Genomic DNA, 18,107 nt, shown 5'->3' on the forward strand with positions numbered 1-18,107 from the left:
ACCTTGATTAACCAAGGTGGATTTTCTCATAAAAAAAGAGAACATAGCATTTAGCTATATTCTCTTTTTTTATTATCTAATTTCTGCCCCGTTAGGGATTTCAGAATTAATTTCTACTACTCGTAAAATACCATCTTTTTCAGCTGATAGTATCATACCTTCACTTAATTCACCACATAATTTAACAGGTTTTAAATTAGCTACTACAGCTACTTTTTTACCAACTAATTCTGCTGGATCATAATATTTAGCAATACCAGAAACTATTTGTCTTTGGTGATTACCTAAGTCTAATTTGAATTTTAATAGTTTAGAACTTTTCTTAACTTTTTCACATTCTAATACTTCCGCAACTCTTAATGAAGTCTCAAAGAATTTATCGATTGTAATTTCTTCAGCAAGTTCTACATAAGTATCATCCTGTTCTTCTTTTGATTCAGTTTCTAAGTTTTCTAAAGCCTTAGGAGACATTTGATTTTTAATATACTCTACCTCTACTTCTTTATCAAATCTTGGGAAAATTGGAGTTGGTTTTTCTACAACTTTAACCGTTCCATCAAATACTCCAAATGTTTTAGCTGATTCAAATACTAATAATTCTTCTTTAACACCTAATTGTTTAGCAATTTCAACAGGAGCTTTTGTTAAAGCTGGCGCTATTAAAATTGTAGCAATACGAAGACTTTCTGCTAAATAGTTCATTACCTTATCTAATTCAGGTTGATTAGCTTCATCTTTCGCTAGAATCCATGGTGTAGTTTGATCGATATATTTATTAGTTCTAGAAATAAATTTCCATACTGATTCTAATGCTTTAGAGAACTGCATATTCTCCATATATTCTTCATATTCTGCAATAACTTCTTTTGATAAAGCTATTAATTCTTTATCAAATTCTGTAGTTGGTTCCACAAATTTTGGAATAATTCCACCACAGTATTTGTTAATCATTGAAATAGTTCTATTTAATAAGTTTCCTAAATCATTTGATAAATCTGAGTTGATTCTATCAATAAAACTTTCAGGAGTGAAGATACCATCTTGTCCAAATGGAACCTCACGTAATAAATAGTAACGAGCTGAATCTAAACCATAACGTTCTATCAACATATATGGATCAACTACATTACCTTTAGATTTACTCATTTTACCATCTTTCATTAATAACCAACCATGAGCAAAAATTTTCTTAGGTAGAGGTAAATCTAATGCCATTAGAAGTATTGGCCAATAAATCACGTGGAAACGTACGATTTCTTTCCCAACAACTTGCACATCTGCAGGCCAATATTTATTAAATAATTCTTCACTATCTCCAGTCGCATATCCTAAAGCTGTAATGTAGTTAACTAAAGCGTCAATCCAAACATATACAACATGTTTTGGATTAGATTTTACTTTTACTCCCCAATCGAAAGTTGTACGAGTAACTGCTAAATCTTCCAATCCTGGCTTAATAAAGTTGTTAAGCATTTCATTTTTTCTGCTTTCAGGTAAAATGAATTCAGGATGCTCATCATAGTATTTCACTAATCTGTCAGCATATTTACTCATTTTGAAGAAATAACATTCTTCACTTACTAATTTAACTTCATTTCCACTTGGTGCGATACCACCAATCATATTCCCCTCTTCATCTCTGAATACTTCTTGAAGTTGTGTTTCTGTGAAATATTCTTCATCACTAATTGAATACCAACCTTTATATTCTCCAAGGTAAATATCACCTTTTTCAACTAATCTATCAAAAATTTCAGAAACAGCTCTCTCATGATAATCATCTGTAGTACGAATAAACTTACTATAGTTGATATCCATTGCTTCCCATAATTTTTTAATATCTTTAATCATTTCATCAACATAAGCTTGTTCTGAAATACCTTTTTCTTGAGCCTTTTGTTGGATTTTTTGACCGTGTTCATCTGTACCTGTTAAAAAGTATGTATCATATCCACTTAATTTTTTATATCTAGTTAATGCATCACAAGCAACCGTTGTGTACGCATGTCCTATGTGTAAGTTACCACTTGGGTAATAAATAGGAGTTGTAACATAAAATGTTTTTTTAGTCATCTTACAACCATCCTCTCTTTCATTTCAATTTTTTAGTTAATATACATTACTATTGTACCATATAACTCGAGTTAATGCATTTTTTTTTATCATTTTTTTCAAATTTCAAAATACTTTTATATAAAAAAGACATCACTCCTTAAGTAAAAAAAATTAAAAGCAAGATTCGTTATAAATCTCGCTTTTGAATTACTCAACTATTAAGTTTCAAATTAATTCACGAACTAATTTCTTCATAATAAACTTAATGCTACTATGATATAGTATATATTATATGATTTCATAAATTATCTTTGACACCATGGAGTTATTTTTTCTACTTTTTTGCTAATTTAGCAATCTCCACTATTGTATCAGCCGCTTTTGACATATGTTCTAAGCAACTAAATTCATATTGTCCATGGAAGTTTTCTCCCCCAACGAAAATATTAGGAGTCGGAATACCCATGTAAGAAATTTTAGAACCATCAGTTCCTCCACGTATTGGAATAATTAATGGTGTTACACCAACATTTTTGATAGCTTGTTCAGCTACATCAACGCAACGTTTATCTTCTTTTATTACATCACCCATATTATAATATTGATCGTAAAGTTCATATTCAACAACATCGCCATATTTTTCATTAATCTTAGTAGCAACTTCTTCTGCGAATTTTTTACGTGCAAGGAATTTTTCTCTATCGTGGTCACGAATAATATAAACCATTTCCGCTTCTTCAATTCTCGCTTGCATATTGTGTAGTAAGTAGAATCCTTCATACCCTTCTGTATGCTCAGGAACTTCTTTTTCTGGGAATAATGAAGCTAGTTCAGCAGCAATCATATTAGCATTTTTCATTTTTCCTTTTGCAGTACCTGGATGTACACTTACTCCTGTAATTTTATATGTAATTTGCGCAGCATTAAAGCTTTCATATTGAAGCTCTCCTAGAACTCCACCATCCATAGTATAAGCATAATCCGTAGCGAATCCTTTTGCATCAAAATGATCAGCACCACGTCCAATTTCTTCATCTGGACCGAATGCGATACGAATATCTCCATGTTCTATTTCAGGATGTTCACTTAGGTATTTAATAGCTTCTACTATTTCAGTAATTCCTGCTTTATCATCAGCACCTAGTAAAGTTGTACCATCTGTAGTAATTAATGTAAGACCTTTATAGTTACTTAAATTAGGAAACTCTTCTTTAGTCATTACAATATTTAATTCTTTATTTAAAACTATATCTTCTCCATCGTAGTTTTCAATAACTTGTGGATTTATTCCTTCTACATTAAAATCAGCTGTATCTACATGTGAAATAAAACCTATTTTGTCATAAGGCTTATCAGTATTAGCTGGTAATGTCGCTGTTAAGAACCAATTTTCTTCATTTAGGACTATATCGCTAAGATTTAGTTCTTCTAGTTGACCTTTTAACATACGTAAGAAATCTTTTTGCTCTGGAGTAGACGGGATTGTTGTACTAGCCGCATTAGATCTAGATTTAAAATTAACATATCCTAAAAAACGTTCTAACATAGTTTCATATTTCATTATTCTTCACCTCATTTGTATTTTATTTTATTATAATATACTTTTTAACAAAATGTAAAGGTTATACTACACTATTTTTTATATAAATATATATGTATCTTTTTTCTAATATTATAAACAATCTTCTTAATAATATTGTTTTTTTATGTTACAATTACATATGTATTCTAATTTTATATTAGACATTAGTAAAATTAAATTTTAAGGAGAACTTTTTCATGCAAGAAGTTATGAATTATAAAGATACTAGGATTGAAAACTTCCATACTATATATCCTAACCATATGAACAGACATGACACATTATTCGGTGGACAAACTCTATACTGGCTTGACGATGTACAAGGTTTAGTAATACGTAGATATACACACCTACCCTTCTTTACAGCAAGTATTGACACATATCAATTTTTAGATGTTGTACATAGACACGAAGCATTAATTATCAATAGTTATATTTCTAGAGTTGGTACTAGAAGTGTGGAGATTTTTGCAGAACTAAGTGCATTTAATCATGAAACTAGACATACTCGTCTAGTTGGAATCTGTTTCTCAACATTCGCTATTAATAGAGACACTGTCCTTGAGAAACCTTTACCAAAAGTAGAATATACTGACGAAATTTCAAAATTTGTTAGCTCTTCATACGCAGATAGACAAAGCGGAAAATTATCAGCTAGACAATTCTGTAAAGAATATCTAAAATATTATAATAAATAGCAAAAAAGGAAGCGAGATTTTTTCTCACTTCCTTTTTTCACTAATTTATTAATCGATTGAGTAAAGTAATTCTAATACTTTTTCTTCAAATTTAACTAATTTTTCTTCAGCAACTTTCTTATCTGCATCTTTAACGTAGATGTAAAGTTTTACTTTTGGCTCAGTTCCACTTGGACGTAAAGTATACCAAGATTCATCTGAATAACTGAATTTAACAGCATCTGTTTTTTCGATTTCAATATCTTTTTCTTCACCAGTTGCTACAGTTTTTTCTTTTTGCACTAAGTAGTCAGTAATAGCTACTACTTCACTTCCAGCAATTTCACGAGCAAAGATTTCACGATATTTTTCCATCATACGTTTAATTCTTTGAGCACCTGCCGCTCCTTCTAAAACGATTGAGATAGTTTTATCTAGGTAATAACCATATTTTTCATAGAATCCATCCAGCACATCTACTAATGTTTTACCTTGTGTTTTGTAGAATGCTGCTGCTTCTACTAATAACATAGCGATAGTAACACCATCTTTATCACGTAAGAATGTACCAACGTTGTATCCGATACTTTCTTCATATCCCATCACATAGTTTTTCTCACCTGTAATATCCCATTCATTTGGTAATGCACAGATGTTTTTGAAACCAGTTAGAACGTCAATTACTTCTACTCCGTATTCTTTACACAGTGGTTCTACCATTTTTGAAGTTACGATAGATTTAACTAATACTGGGTTTTCTGGAAGTTTGTTTTGTTTAGCAAGATTTTCAATAACATATTGAACTAATACCGCTCCAGCTTGGTTACCATTTAGAGAAACTACTTCACCATTGTGAATTACTTCTACAGCAAGACGATCACAGTCGGGGTCAGTTGCTATAATTACATCAGCGTTAACTTCTTTAGCTAGTCTTTCACCATATTCAAATGCTGCAGTGTCCTCTGGGTTTGGATATTCAATTGTTGGGAAAGTTCCATCTGGATCTTTTTGCTCTTCGACAACATGAACATTTTCAAATCCACGGCGTGCAAGAACTGTTGTTACAGCTTTGTATCCTGCACCATTTAATGGTGTATAAACTACAGAAATATTTTTGTCGATATTTTCATCATTAATTGCACAGTTTAAAGATTCTCTATAGAATTCTTCATCAATTTCTTGACCAATGTAAACTAATAATCCTTTTTCTTGAGCTTCTTCTTCTGTTAAAGTAACATAGTTATCAAAGATATCCATTGAGTTAATGTATTCTAAAACTTTATCACTTATATCAGATTTAATTTGAGACCCTTCTTGCCAGTATACTTTATATCCATTATATTCTTTAGGATTGTGACTTGCTGTAATGTTAATACCACTAGCTGTTCCTAAGTAACGAACTGCAAATGATAATTCTGGAGTTGGACGCAAATCTTCGAATAGGTATGCTTTAACTCCGTTACTAGCCATTACTAATGCTGCTAGTTTAGCAAATTCTTTTGAGAAAAGACGTGGATCGTGTGCAATAGCAATACCTTTTTCTTGTAATCCATTGTCGATAATAGTTTGCGCTAACGCTTTTGTAGCACGAGCGATAATGAATCTATTCATTCTATTTGAACCCATACCTACTTTACCACGTAATCCCGCAGTTCCGAATTCTAATTCTTTATAAAATCTATCTTCTTTTTCTACTTCATCATCAGCTACATTTTTTAATTGAAGTTTTTCTTCTTCAGTTAAAGCTGAACTGTTTAACCATTTTTCATATAATTCTTGATAGTTACTCATATAATATTACCTCTAAATTATCTCTTAAATTTAAATTTTATGCTAGACCTAAAGCAATTTCCATCATTTTAGTAAACGCTGTTTGTCTTTCTTCAGGAGTAGTTTCTTCTCCTGTTACTAAAGAGTCACTTACTGTTAAGATTGTTAAAGCATTAACTCCTGCTGCGGTTGCGTTAGCGTATAATGCAGTACTTTCCATTTCAACAGCTAAAACTCCCATTTTAATCCAGTTTTCCATAGCTTTTTCATCAGCATTATAGAAAATCTCACTACATAAAATATTCCCAACGTGTACTTGTTGTCCCATTTCTTGAGCTTTATTGTATGCTTTTAATAATAGATCAAATGAAGCTGTTAAGCTATAGTTTCCTGGGATATTGTATTGGTGCATGTAATTTGAATTTGTAGAAGACCCCATACCTAAGATTACATCGTATAATTTTACTTCTGGTTGTAATGCTCCACAAGTTCCAATTCTAATTAAGTTTTTCACTCCAAATGTATGAATTAATTCATAAGAATAAATACCGATACTAGCTGGTCCCATACCAGTTCCCATTACAGAAATCTTTTTACCTTTGTATGTTCCAGTATATCCTAGCATACCACGCACTTCATTAAAACAAACGGCATCTTCTAAGAAAGTTTCAGCAATAAATTTTGCTCTTAAAGGATCTCCCGGTAAAAGAATCGTTTCAGCGATTTCTACTCCATTTGGTTTAATATGTGGTGTTTGTTTATGTGACATCAGTTAGTCCCCCTGTAAATATATTAATAACTTTATTATACCTTTTTTTCTTATCTTAAACAAGTTATATTAGAAAAATAATTATCTATATTTTCCAACGAATATTCTGAAAACAATAACTCTTACATGATGTTTTCAACAATAATTTCATAATATATAGTAAATATATATAAATATAAACTTTACTTAAAATACAACAATATTTATTCTTTTCAAAAAAAAATTAACACATATTTTTACAGCTTATTAAAGAATTATTAATGGTATTTTGTAATATACAACAATATTTATTGAAAAATAATTAGATAAAAATTGGATATTAATAGTAATTTAATCAATTTTGTTATATAATTAATGTTATAAAAAATAAATTAGAAAGAGGTTTTTTTATGTTACAATTAGCTGTCTTTTTCCCAGTAATTGCGATGTTTTTCATACCTTTCTTAAGAAAAAACTTCAAAAATATTCATACTGGAAAATTTGTTATAATTGTACCATTAATTCTGTTTGGATATTTTGTATCAAATATAAAATATATCTATTCAGGTGGGACAATATATAAAAAATTGGCATTTGTTTCTAATGCAGGACTTGATATTAACCTTAATCTTGACGGTTTATCACTTCTTTTCTCATTACTAATTACAGGAATTGGTACCTTAGTAATCTTATATTCATGTTACTATATGAGTATTTCAGATGAAAAACTACATAAATTTTATATATTTCTATTAATATTCATGTCAGCAATGCTAGGAGTAGTATTATCTGATAATATGCTTAGTATGTACATGTTTTGGGAGTTGACTTCTGTATCTTCTTTCCTACTTATTAGTTATTGGCATGAAAATGATGCTTCAAGAAAAGGTGCTTTAAAATCATTAATAATTACTGTTTTTGGTGGTGTATTAATGCTAGCAGGTATCTTCATTCTAAATAGTATCACTGGTAGTTTTAACGTTAGTGAAATAATTGACTTCACTAATAATCATGGTTACAACAGTAAATATATTATCGCTATGATTCTTATTTTATTTGGTGCATTCACTAAATCAGCTCAATTTCCATTTCATATTTGGTTACCTGATGCAATGGCTGCTCCAACTCCAATTAGTAGTTATCTTCACTCTGCGACAATGGTTAAAGCCGGTATTTATTTATTACTTAGAATTGGAATTGTATTCTCATTCACACCAGCTTTCGGAAATGTCTTAATTGTTTTTGGTACTATTACTATGTTATTAGGATCAATATCTGCAATTTTTTTAAAAGATCTAAAAGGGATTTTAGCATATTCAACAATCAGTCAGCTTGGTATGATGACACTTATGATTGGTGTTGCAAACTTAGGTCTATATAATGATAATCATTATATTTATACTTTTGCATTTTATGCTGTATGTTTCCATATTATTAATCACGCAGCATTTAAAGCTAGCTTGTTTATGATAACTGGTATAATAGATCACTCATTCCATACTAGAGATATTAAACAACTAAGAGGAGTAAGAATGTATATGCCTCTTGGATTTATATTAAGTATAATAGCTGGATTCTCTATGGCAGGAATTCCACCATTAAGTGGATTCTACTCAAAAGAATATTTCTTAACAGCTGTATATGGTTTATTAAATTCTAGTATGTTATACATGATAATTGTTATAGCTGTTGTAATCAGTGCTCTAGGAACAGCAGTATATTCATTAATATTAGCTTTCAAACCATTCCTAGGTACTTTCGATAGTAAAGTACTTGGAGACAAAAAACTTCATTTACCAAAAAATGGAATGTTTATTTCTCCAATAATACTTGTAATCTTCGTTATTATTAACACGTTTATTAAAGATTACATTGTAATTCCAGCTCAACAAGCTGCTCTTGCTGTAAAAACAACAAATAATGAGGTAATAACTCATGTTCATCATGATAGTTTCATATCATCTGAGCTTCTTACTTCTATTTTTGTTATAATCGCAAGCTTTGTAATTTATAAAGTTTTTGCTAGTGGAAATAGTATTTATTCAATGAATCCTAGCATTATTTCTATTCACGGTGCATATAATAATTTAGGTATATTATTACATAAAGTTAGTGGTAGACTTCACGATGCATTCATCACTAATCAACTAAGAAGAAATATGAGTTATATATTCTGTGGCCTATCAGCTACCATTATCAGTGGTTATTTTGCAATTGGTAGACCTATGATAATAAATAACTTCTCTACTATTCATTATATGAATATATTCATTGGACTATGTATTGTCCTTTGTTGTGTTGCTCTAACAAGAGTTTACAATAGATTAGTACTTATAATCCTTTCATCTGGTGTTGGATTTATGATGACTGGTTTATATGTAACTTTCAGAGCACCTGATTTAGCAATGACACAATTCGTCATCGAATCAATTTCTACAATTATCTTCTTAATAGCTTTCATTCTATTAACTGATAAAACAAGACAAGTAGAAAAAAATAGTTTCAAACTTACAAACGCAATTATTGCAACACTGACTGGTGTTAGTTTTATAATTGTAGGACTTGTATCTTATGCATACAAAAATCCATCAGAAATCAGCCAATTTTATTTCGATAACGTTGTAGCATCTGGTGGAGGAAACATAGTAAATGTTATTATCGTTGATTTCAGGGGATTTGATACCTTGTTTGAAATAACAGTTATGACGATGGTAGCTCTAATAATTTATGCTATGTTCAAAATTATTAAAAGAGGAGGACCAAAAGATGAAAACTAATGATGTAATTTTAAAATCATTATCTGCAATTATTTCAGGTTGTATATTTCTACTTTCACTTAGTTTATACTTCGGTGGGCACTTCCTTCCAGGTGGTGGTTTCGTAGGTGGACTCCTTTGTACAATGGCTCTTGCTTTATCTATGTTCACATATGGAATAGACAAAGTTACTAAACTACTTCCAATAAATTACGTTTATGTAACAGCAATCGGCTTACTTTTCTCTATCGGAACAGCTTTTAGTGGAGTTGTTGTTGGAAAAAATTTCTTTAAACATCACTTCACTCATATCCATGTTCCAATTATGGGAGAGATGGAATTACATACAGCTGCGATTTTCGACTTAGGTGTTTACTTCGTAGTTGTTGGTGTATTAATGTCAGTAATATTAGCTTTTGGAAAGGATGGTAAATAATGGAATTTTATATGATTATCTTATGCGGTATTCTTGTTGGTTTTGGTGTTTACCTTATGCTTTCTAAGAGTATGATGCGAATAATTATCGGTGTTGGTCTTTTTGGACATGCTGCTAACCTAATTATTCTTATCGCAGGTGGTCTATATGATGGTGATATCCCCATTATCTCAGAATTAGGAAAAAATTATATAGACCCAATACCAGCAGCACTTATTCTTACTGCTATCGTTATTGGTTTTGCAGTAACTTGTTTATTAATTTCAATTTATATCGCTAACTACAAACTAAAAGGAAGCGATAATGTAATTGATCTTGAAGACGTTGAAAATATGAAGGAGGAGAGAAATAATGCATAGTAATTTACCTGTTATTCCAATATTTATACCCCTTCTATTTGCTGCAATAACAGTATTATTTAGAAAAAGAATAGCCATGCAACGTTTACTAACAACATTAGCTACTCTGTTAGTCTTAGCATTTTCAATCTACAACATCTATCTTGTAGATAAACATAAAATACTAATATTAGAAATGGGTAACTGGGCTAGTCCTTTCGGTATTACATTGACTTTAGATGGACTAAACAGTGTTTTAGTTACAACTTCATCATTAGTATTTTTAGCAACTCTATTATACTCATTTAAAACAATAGATAAAATACGTGAACTTAGCTTCTTCTATCCAGGTTTCTTATTAATAATGGTAGGTATTAACGGAGCATTCACTACAGGAGATATTTTTAACCTTTTTGTTTTCTACGAAATCTTACTTATGTCTTCTTACTTACTATTGTTAGTAGGTATAAATAAAGAACAACTTAAATCTTCTATTAGTTATGTACTAATGAACGTTTTTGCTGGTAGTTTATTTGTTATTAGTATCGGTTATCTTTACACAATTGTTGGTAGTTTGAATATGGCATACATATCACAAACAATTTCTTCTATGTCAGATCGCAGAGGATTATACCTTGTCGGCGCAGTAATGATATTCGTGTTCTGTATGAAAGGAGCATTATTCCCACTATTCACTTGGATGAATAGATCATATGTAGCACCTCCAATTGCTGTCTCAATTATCTTTGGGGCGCTATTAACAAAAGTTGGACTATACTCGATTATTAGAACTTATGGACTATTCTACTACGAGTCAAACTTCATTAAATCATACTTATTAATTTTAGGTGCTATATCTATAATAGCCGGATGTATTGGGGCAATTTACCAAAAAGATTTAAAACAAATAGTAGTATTTAACATTGTAATTTCTCTAGGAGTAATGGTTTGTGGAACAGCTACATTAAATACATTTGGTGTTAAAGGTGCTTTATTCTACGCTGTTAACGACATACTGCTTAAAGCTGCTTTATTCATAATCGTAGGCTTAATAATTTACGTTAGCGGTGTTAAATATATTCAAAAATGTGGATTAATTAACAAATATCCTCTTCTAGGATGGACATACTTTATTGTTGTCTTATCATTAGCAGGAGTACCACCATTTAGCGGATTTTATGGTAAAGCTTTAATAATTAAAGGATTAGTAGCAAACAACAATACATTTATTGCAATACTTGTTGCTTTATCTGGATTAGTTGTGTTTTACTCATTAATTAAAGTTTTCTTAAATGTCTTTTACGATAATATAAATAAGAGTTTAATTTTAAAACCTCTTCCTAAAGGTGTACAAATCCCTCTTATCGCTATCGTAGCAATTGCATTAATTATTGGAGTTAGCACTAACCTATTAGATGGATTCTTCGATAAAGGTATACAAATGGTACTTAATCCTCATCATTATATCGATTTAGTACTTAAGAAAGGAGCATAATTATGGCACTACAATTTTTAATTAACATATTAGTTGGTGTAATATGGATGTTCTTTTCAGGAAGTTATAATTCTGAATATTTTGCAGTTGGATTTTTCTGGGGGATGGTATTATTATTCATCTTCAGAAAAACATTTGTTAAAAATATTTTAGGAGAACAACTATACTACATTTATGTATACAAATGGATAAAATTAATCTTAATGTTTTTAGTTGAATTGCTAAAAGCAGATGTGAATGTTTTAAAATTAATGTTCAAAAAAGATCTTGATGTTAATCCTGTCATTTTTGAATATCCTCTTGAAGTAAAAAAAGCTTGGCAAATTACCCTTTTAGCCAACATGATTACTTTAACACCTGGTACTCTTACGGTGAATATTAGTCATGATAATAAGGTCTTACATATTCACTGTTTAGATACTGATAATATTCCTGGTGAAATTGAAGGTATAAAAAATAGCTTTGAAAAAGCAATATTGGAGGTTGATTTAGATGGATAAAATTGTAGAGTATTCTATTTTATTGGGGATTTTCGCTAGTATTGCTATGATATTTTTCCTACTAATTTATATCGTTAAAAAGCCTAGTATCTTTGATAAATTAATAGCAAGCGACCTTCTTGCTATGCCTCTTATGTGCTTAATAGTTTTAGTAAGTATGTACTATAAAACTTTTTCATATATTTCACTTATACTTATAATAGCTATTATCTGTTTAGTTGGTACTGTAGTTACTGCTAGATTCTTAGCTAAAAAGGAGGTTTTCAGTGATGATACTAAATAATATTTTAGATATTGTTATTATACTTCTAATTTTAGTTTCTATTATAGCTATGTTAGCAACTGTGATTGGATTCATTAGGTTACCTGATGAACTAACTAAAATTCACGCCGCTGGTGTTACTGGTTCATTTGCTGTTGAATTAGTACTTATTGCTGGATTTGTTTATTTCTATAGATATTTACACGTCCTTGAGTTTAAATTCTTTTTAGCAATTGGATTCTTATTCTTAGCCGCTCCAGTTTCAGCTCATATGATTTCTATAAGTGCAATAATATATAATAAGCATGTTTATTCTAAGAACGAGAAAGATGAAGCTAAAAAAGTTCTAGAAGATATTGAAAAATTAAATAAATAATAGTAATATCAATTACTAATATACATATTGATTCATAAATTCAAAAACTCTATATGTCATAAAACCTGAAAGAATAACTCGAAAATAAGATTTTTTACAATCAATTTTCGAGTTGTTTTTTAATATTCTTAATTTCTCTTTTAAATAACGCTTTACATGATATTAATTACTTAATAAAACGCTTAAAACAACCCTAGACCTTGACTTATTTTACTTTATATAGTAATATTCATATAGATTATAATACAAGGAGTCATTTTTTTATGAGAAAATATTTTGGAACAGACGGTATTCGTGGTATCGCAGGAGAATCACTAACTGCCGATTTAAGTTTTAAAGTAGGTAAAGCTCTTGGTAAATTACTTACTGAAAAAAAAGAACATCCAAAAGTAATAATAGGTAGAGATACTAGAATTTCATGTGACATGATTGAACAAGCTTTAACAGCAGGACTAACTAGTACTGGTGTTAATGTTATGACGGTAGGAACTATCCCTACTCCAGCTATTGCATATCTTACTAAAACAATTGAAACAGATAGCGGAATTATGATTTCTGCTTCTCACAATCCATACCAAGACAATGGAATTAAAATTTTTGGACCTGATGGATTCAAACTTACAGACGATCAAGAATTAGAAATTGAACACCTAATCGACAATTCAGACGAAATAAAAAATGCTAGTTTTGAAAAAATCGGAAAATTATATAGTGGAAATGAGCTAACACAAAAATATGTTCAACACATAAAACAATCTATTTCTGGAGATTTATCAGGAATTAAAATTGCTCTTGACTGCGCTAATGGAGCCACGACAGGTGTAGCTCCATTCATCTTCGGTGATTTAGAAGCAGATATTGAAACTATCGGATGTAACCCGAATGGTATCAATATCAACGACAATGTTGGTTCAACAAAAATCAATACAATTGCAAACTTTGTTAAAGAAAATAATGTAGATGTAGGTTTTGCATTCGATGGTGATGGTGATAGAGTGCTTGCTGTTGATTCAAAAGGTAATATCGTTGATGGTGATAAAATAATGTTCATCTTAGCAAAACACCTAAAAGAACAAGGTGAACTGAAAGATAACATGGTAGTATCAACAGTAATGAGTAATATCGGATTCTACAAAGCAATCGAAGAAAATGGATTACAATCGGTAAAAACTGCCGTAGGAGATAGATATGTTGTTGAAGAAATGAGAAATAACGACTACTCACTTGGAGGAGAACAATCTGGTCATATTATTCTTATGAACTATGCGACAACTGGTGATGGTATTCTTACAGCTGTTAAACTGGCTGATATAATTAAATCTTCTGGAAAATCATTAGAAGAACTAGCCAATGAAGTTAGTATTTATCCACAAAAACTAGTCAATATAAAAGTAGTGGATAAAAAATCTGCTATGGAAGATGCAGAAATTCTTGCTGAATGTGAAAAAGTAGAAAAAGAATTAGAAGGAAATGGACGTATCTTATTACGAGCTTCTGGTACCGAAAATTTAATTCGTGTAATGGTAGAAGCTAGTAGCGATGAACTAACAGATAAATATTGCGAACAAGTTGCAAAAATCGTTCGTGAAAAATTTGAAGTAAAATAAATCATAAAAAGAAGTTAGGATTAAAAACTAACTTCTTTTTATATTTTGTATTCTTAAAAGATACAACTGTAATTCCAATAAACCTATAAAATCAATTTACATATTAAAATATCTCACCTTTTTTCTACACATTATCTCAAACATTTTTTTATATTTTTAGTTTTTAAAGCGAAAAATAATAACTTAATATTATATTGATTTTTCTTAAATGACAAATTAGCGTTATTAAAACTCCTACAAATGCCTATTATATTTACATCTTTACAGTAAAATATTTAATACTATTTTTTACTATAATAATAGCATTAGTTGTATTTAATATATAAATAATAATATAAACTATTATCAAAATTTTAATCTTTTTATATAAATCGAGTTTTATTAATATTTTACCAAAATATAACTGAATTATTTTAAAGAAAATTATATTTTCCTCTTGTTTTTTGTATATACTTCTGTTATACTTATAAATGAAGTAATTGTTATATTACTTCAATATGTTCTTTTATTATAAGTCTCCCTAGCTTATAATAAAGACTTTTCATATTTACTCCCTTATTTCTACCTTACAATATTTTTTGTAAGGTAGGTTTTTTTATTTTCATTTTCTGAAATTACAATTAATTTCCACTGTTTTTTCATAAAGTACATATTTTTTTCTCAATACAACAAAATTGTCTTGACTTATTTTCTTTCCTAAGGTAAACTTTAATGTGTAGAGAAAATAAAATAAAGGAGGGACAAGTATGATTAAAATAGAAAATTTAAATGTTACCTATAACCAAACTCCTGCCCTTTCTAATATTAATTTAGAAATTAAAGGGCCTGGTATTACAGGTATAATAGGGCCTAACGGTGCTGGTAAATCTACCTTAATAAAAGCCGTTTTGAATATAATACCTTCTACTGGTATTTCAAAAATTGATGATAAGATTGCAAAGGATAATCTTGATAATGTTGCCTATGTAGAACAAAAAATAAATATAGATTATAATTTTCCAATAAAGGTAAGAGAATGTGTTTCTCTTGGTTTATATTCAAAAATTGGTATTCTTAAAAAATTAAAAAAATCTGATTGGCAAAAAGTTGATGATGCTTTAAAATTAGTTGGTTTAGAAAAATTCTCTAACCGTCAAATCAGTGAACTATCAGGGGGGCAATTCCAACGTGTATTAATAGCTCGTTGTCTTGTACAAGAGGCAAAGTATATATTTTTAGACGAACCCTTTGTTGGTATTGACTCAGTAAGTGAAGAAATAATCATGGAGACATTACGAAATCTTCGAAATATGGGCCATACGATATTAATAGTGCACCATGACTTAAGAAAAGTACATTCTTATTTTGACAATGTTCTTCTTTTAAATAAAGAAATCATTGCTTATGGTAATACTAAAGAAACTTTCACTAGAGAAAATCTAACAAATGCTTATGGTACCGACCTATTCTTTATGGGAGGTGGCGAAAATGATTAAAGAATTTATTGATGGACTTTATAATTTCCATTTCTTACAAAATGCTCTTATTACTGCAATTGTAATAGGTATTGTAGCAGGGGCTGTAGGATGCTTTATAGTTCTTAGAGGAATGTCACTTATGGGAGATGCTATCTCTCACGCAGTACTTCCTGGAGTAGCCCTATCATTTATTCTAGGAATAGATTTTTTCATAGGAGCAATCGTATTCGGGTTATTAGCATCAATTATCATAACATTTATTAAAGGTAATTCTATAATTAAAAGTGATACCGCTATAGGTATTACATTCAGTTCATTCTTAGCATTAGGAGTTATCTTAATCAGTGTTGCGAAAAGTTCAACAGACTTATTCCATATCTTATTCGGGAACATCCTGGCGGTGCAAGATGTAGATATGTATATTACTATTGGAGTTGGAGTTTTTGTATTATTAGTTATCACACTATTCTTCAAAGAATTACTTCTAACTTCATTTGACGAATTATTAGCAAAAGCAATGGGAATGAAAGTTAATTTCTATCACTATTTACTTATGATACTTTTAACTTTAGTATCTGTAACAGCAATGCAAAGTGTTGGTACAATTCTAATTGTAGCAATGCTAATTACACCTGCTGCTACTGCATATTTATATGCTAATAGTTTAAAAACAATGATATTCTTATCATCTACAATCGGTGCATGTTGTTCAGTTCTAGGATTATTTATAGGATACTCATTCAATATAGCAGCAGGATCTAGCATCGTATTAACATCAGCTATTGTTTTTGCAATAAGTTTCTTCATTGCACCAAAACAACGCTTTGTTAAACATAAAAAAAATAATTAAGGTAATAATATACAAAGAATAAACTAGTTTTTATATAAAAATAATTTAATATAATAACCCCTTTAAATAAACTTGTTAAAATATAAAAATACTTCCAAAGTGAGTTTATTTAAAGGTGTTATCAAAAAAGTTTTAATTGATAATGATTATTATTAGTTATGTAAATCTATTTTATTCTCTGTCTTACAAAAAAAAATAATAAAGGAGGCCTATAATATGAAAAAATTAGGTTTAAAAAAATTAAGTTTTCTAGCCCTTATTTTTACTTTAGCAGTTGGACTTTTCGCATGTTCTAGTGCTAAACAAAATTCAGGGTCTAATGATGCTACTAAATTAAAAGTAGTAGCAACTAACTCTATCATCGCTGATATTACTAAAAATATCGCTGGTGATAAAATTGATTTACACAGTATCGTACCTGTTGGACAAGATCCACACGAATACGAACCGCTTCCTGATGATGTTAAAAAAACATCTGAAGCTAATCTTATCTTCTACAACGGTATTAACTTAGAAACTGGTGGTAACGCTTGGTTTACAAAATTAGTTCAAAATGCTAAAAAAGAAGAAAACAAAGATTACTACGCAGTTAGTGAAGGTGTTGATGTAATTTACCTTGAAGGTCAAAGCGAAAAAGGTAAAGAAGACCCACACGCTTGGTTAAATCTTGAAAATGGTATGATCTATGCTAAAAACATTGCAAAACAATTAGAAGCTAAAGATCCTAAAAACAAAGATTTCTACGAAGCAAATCTTAAAACTTACTTAGAAAAACTTTCTAAATTAGACAAAGAAGCTAAAGATAAATTCAACAACATTCCTAAAGAGAAAAAAACTATAGTAACTAGTGAAGGATGCTTCAAATACTTCTCTAAAGCATACAACGTACCATCTGCTTACATTTGGGAAATCAATACTGAAGAAGAAGGAACTCCAGACCAAATCAAAACTCTAGTTGAAAAATTACGTAAAACTAAAGTACCTTCTCTATTTGTAGAAAGTAGTGTTGACGAACGTCCAATGCAAACAGTATCAAAAGATACTAACATTCCTATTTACGAAAAAATCTTCACTGATTCAATCGCTGAACCAGGACAAAACGGAGATAGCTACTACAGCATGATGAAATGGAACTTAGATAAAATTTCTGAAGGATTAGCTAAATAACTACTCCTAAAACAACTCCCTGTATAAATAT

At 29.9% G+C, this 18,107-nt stretch carries 16 protein-coding genes; 12 read left to right on the plus strand and 4 right to left on the minus strand.

The window, feature by feature from the left end:
• Positions 1-72: 72 nt before the first annotated feature.
• Together metG and pepT are read right to left on the minus strand one after the other, a co-directional pair.
• Positions 73-2,073 (minus strand): methionine--tRNA ligase, encoded by a 2,001-nt coding sequence (gene metG, locus FOC48_RS05540; protein WP_035466989.1) that lies wholly within the window; start codon positions 2,071-2,073, stop codon positions 73-75.
• A gap of 316 nt (positions 2,074-2,389) precedes the next feature.
• Positions 2,390-3,616, minus strand: coding sequence for a peptidase T (gene pepT / locus FOC48_RS05545; protein ID WP_003146997.1), 1,227 nt, complete (start codon positions 3,614-3,616; stop codon positions 2,390-2,392).
• Positions 3,617-3,834: 218 nt separating this feature from the next.
• Between pepT and FOC48_RS05550 the strand changes: the two genes are divergently transcribed.
• Complete coding sequence (locus tag FOC48_RS05550) at positions 3,835-4,335, plus strand: acyl-CoA thioesterase (protein ID WP_003146998.1); 501 nt, start codon at positions 3,835-3,837, stop codon at positions 4,333-4,335.
• Between the two features lie 48 nt (positions 4,336-4,383).
• Here FOC48_RS05550 and FOC48_RS05555 read toward each other — a convergent pair whose 3' ends face one another.
• Together FOC48_RS05555 and deoD are read right to left on the minus strand one after the other, a co-directional pair.
• Positions 4,384-6,105, minus strand: a complete 1,722-nt coding sequence (locus FOC48_RS05555) for a phospho-sugar mutase (protein ID WP_003146999.1) — start codon at positions 6,103-6,105, stop codon at positions 4,384-4,386.
• A gap of 37 nt (positions 6,106-6,142) precedes the next feature.
• Positions 6,143-6,853: a purine-nucleoside phosphorylase gene (deoD, locus tag FOC48_RS05560; protein WP_003147000.1), complete on the minus strand. Its 711-nt coding sequence runs from the start codon at positions 6,851-6,853 to the stop codon at positions 6,143-6,145.
• 389 nt (positions 6,854-7,242) lie between these two features.
• Between deoD and mbhE the strand changes: the two genes are divergently transcribed.
• The 11 genes from mbhE to FOC48_RS05615 all read left to right on the plus strand — a co-directional run bounded on the left by mbhE (position 7,243) and on the right by FOC48_RS05615 (position 18,076).
• Entirely contained in the window at positions 7,243-9,609 is a 2,367-nt protein-coding gene (gene mbhE / locus FOC48_RS05565; protein ID WP_003147001.1) for a hydrogen gas-evolving membrane-bound hydrogenase subunit E, read from the plus strand.
• Entirely contained in the window at positions 9,599-10,024 is a 426-nt protein-coding gene (locus FOC48_RS05570) for a Na(+)/H(+) antiporter subunit B (protein ID WP_003147002.1), read from the plus strand. The genes mbhE and FOC48_RS05570 overlap by 11 nt, the downstream gene beginning before the upstream one ends.
• A complete protein-coding gene (locus FOC48_RS05575; protein ID WP_003147003.1) occupies positions 10,024-10,383 on the plus strand; it encodes a Na(+)/H(+) antiporter subunit C in 360 nt (119 codons plus the stop codon). Before FOC48_RS05570 ends, FOC48_RS05575 begins: the two co-directional genes overlap by 1 nt.
• Positions 10,376-11,857: a proton-conducting transporter transmembrane domain-containing protein gene (locus FOC48_RS05580; RefSeq protein ID WP_003147004.1), complete on the plus strand. Its 1,482-nt coding sequence runs from the start codon at positions 10,376-10,378 to the stop codon at positions 11,855-11,857. The genes FOC48_RS05575 and FOC48_RS05580 overlap by 8 nt, the downstream gene beginning before the upstream one ends.
• Positions 11,858-11,859: 2 nt before the next feature.
• Entirely contained in the window at positions 11,860-12,357 is a 498-nt protein-coding gene (locus FOC48_RS05585; RefSeq protein WP_003147005.1) for a Na+/H+ antiporter subunit E, read from the plus strand.
• On the plus strand, positions 12,350-12,640 hold the full coding sequence (locus FOC48_RS05590) for an MrpF/PhaF family protein (RefSeq protein ID WP_003147006.1): 291 nt from the start codon (positions 12,350-12,352) through the stop codon (positions 12,638-12,640). Before FOC48_RS05585 ends, FOC48_RS05590 begins: the two co-directional genes overlap by 8 nt.
• The gene (locus FOC48_RS05595; RefSeq protein WP_003147007.1) at positions 12,627-12,995 is read left to right on the plus strand and encodes a cation:proton antiporter; all 369 of its coding nucleotides are present in this window, start codon (positions 12,627-12,629) and stop codon (positions 12,993-12,995) included. Before FOC48_RS05590 ends, FOC48_RS05595 begins: the two co-directional genes overlap by 14 nt.
• 263 nt (positions 12,996-13,258) lie before the next feature.
• Positions 13,259-14,602: a phosphoglucosamine mutase gene (gene glmM, locus FOC48_RS05600; RefSeq protein WP_003147008.1), complete on the plus strand. Its 1,344-nt coding sequence runs from the start codon at positions 13,259-13,261 to the stop codon at positions 14,600-14,602.
• A gap of 746 nt (positions 14,603-15,348) precedes the next feature.
• Complete coding sequence (locus FOC48_RS05605) at positions 15,349-16,077, plus strand: metal ABC transporter ATP-binding protein (protein WP_003147009.1); 729 nt, start codon at positions 15,349-15,351, stop codon at positions 16,075-16,077.
• Positions 16,070-16,909: a metal ABC transporter permease gene (locus tag FOC48_RS05610; protein WP_003147010.1), complete on the plus strand. Its 840-nt coding sequence runs from the start codon at positions 16,070-16,072 to the stop codon at positions 16,907-16,909. Before FOC48_RS05605 ends, FOC48_RS05610 begins: the two co-directional genes overlap by 8 nt.
• A 216-nt stretch (positions 16,910-17,125) precedes the next feature.
• Entirely contained in the window at positions 17,126-18,076 is a 951-nt protein-coding gene (locus FOC48_RS05615; protein ID WP_003147011.1) for a metal ABC transporter substrate-binding protein, read from the plus strand.
• Positions 18,077-18,107: the final 31 nt, after the last annotated feature.

It is taken from the genome of Gemella haemolysans (assembly GCF_012273215.1).
GTDB lineage: Bacteria > Bacillota > Bacilli > Staphylococcales > Gemellaceae > Gemella > Gemella haemolysans_A.